The organism is Terriglobus sp. YAF25 (assembly GCF_052113305.1).
Lineage (GTDB): Bacteria > Acidobacteriota > Terriglobia > Terriglobales > Acidobacteriaceae > Terriglobus.
This window is the reverse complement of record NZ_JBFRCY010000976.1, coordinates 1-1,332: the sequence shown is the minus strand read 5'-3', so window position 1 is coordinate 1,332 and position 1,332 is coordinate 1. Positions and strand designations below refer to the sequence as shown.

Here is a 1,332-nt window from a genome sequence, read left to right as displayed (position 1 = left end):
GAGCTGATCCGATATCAGATGCCTCGGCTCTAGGATTATTTTGTGGGCGCCCTCCTGCATCGAGAGGCAGGTCCATATCGCCCAATCGCTCAACATGCGGATAAGGTTTAGGACGGCAGGGCCTGCTGAATCAGACAGAGAGTACTCGACGCGCAGCACTCTCTCACTGAGATCCTTGCGAGTGACAAGGCCATCCATTTCCATTTCGCGGAGCTGCTGCGCAATCATCTTCTTCGTCGCCTGAGGAAACAGCCGATGCAGTTCGCCCAAACGAAGCGGCCTGTGCTGGAGCTGTGACAGAATCCGTATCTTCCACTTGCCCTGAATGAGCTTGATCGCGGCTTGYGCCGAACATCCTTGGGAACTAGTGGACTGCCGGGGATCTTCTGCTCGCCGCCTGCGACCGGATCTTGAGGCTCCCGAATGTCTTTTACTGTCGCTTGTATTTGCCTGCAAGCGCTGTCTTCTCTTAGGGGCTAATCCATATTCAGCTTGGTTTTGTACATCGTCCAGCATGTTTCACCGCCGGTCACAGCAGAGATTGGTCCCACTCTTACTAAAGGCACTTTCAAACGCCGTTTGGGGCGCAGGGGCGCGATTTTTTTTTGCATAGAGAAGTCAAATTATTCGTGGTCTATACTTTCTTCGTTGAAGGTAGTTAACCCATTCGAGACGAACGCTCGCATATGCCGCCACAGGGTCGTATCTGGCAAGAGCCGACGTGGAGTTGGGCCTATTCGACCGGGCATCCTACTTCTGATCAGTGCCTGGAAGCCGCTGCCAAAGCAGCATGGCCTTACGCTCTCTTATGTGCGTGGACCTATCTCAACGATCACTCAGCAGCCCACGATCTCATGGATCATGCGTGCAACAAACGTGCCGGCGAGTGAACGCCCGAATAGTTTCTCGGAGCTAAGGGCCGTTGTTCCGCGGTGTAAGGATCGCTTCATACGATTGCCACCTGGCGGGCAATCTAGGTCCTGAGCCTCAATACGCCCATACATCTGACAAACTGAGGGTCTGTTCGATCCAGAAAACAACGTCTTCCTCATCATACGAGCATGTTGCTGCTGTTTTGTGAGAGATTCGCGATCTACTGGGGACTTCGATGCTGCGATCTCATGGGATGCCGGGACTTATTCTCCTCCCGCAACCAGGATCAACTCTCCACTGATCCAGCGGGAGTCGTCGGAAGCTAGGAACACAGCCGGAAGGGCTACGTCATCAGGTTCTCCCATGCGTCCCAATGGAGTCAGTTCTACGTAATGCTTCTGCATTGGACTGTCGGCGAGACCGCCTGAGATAAATCCTTCAGTTGTGATCACACCAGGG

The 1,332-nt window shown here is 53.7% G+C and carries 2 protein-coding genes; both read right to left on the bottom strand.

The window, feature by feature from the left end; translation table 11 throughout:
- Positions 1 to 516: winged helix-turn-helix transcriptional regulator (locus AB4043_RS25770; RefSeq protein ID WP_442308556.1), on the bottom strand; the 516-nt coding region annotated here is incomplete at its 3' end.
- A 620-nt stretch (positions 517 to 1,136) separates the two neighbouring features.
- Positions 1,137 to 1,332, bottom strand: a 196-nt coding sequence (locus AB4043_RS25765; protein ID WP_442308555.1) for an SDR family oxidoreductase, incomplete at its 5' end; no start/stop codon positions are given.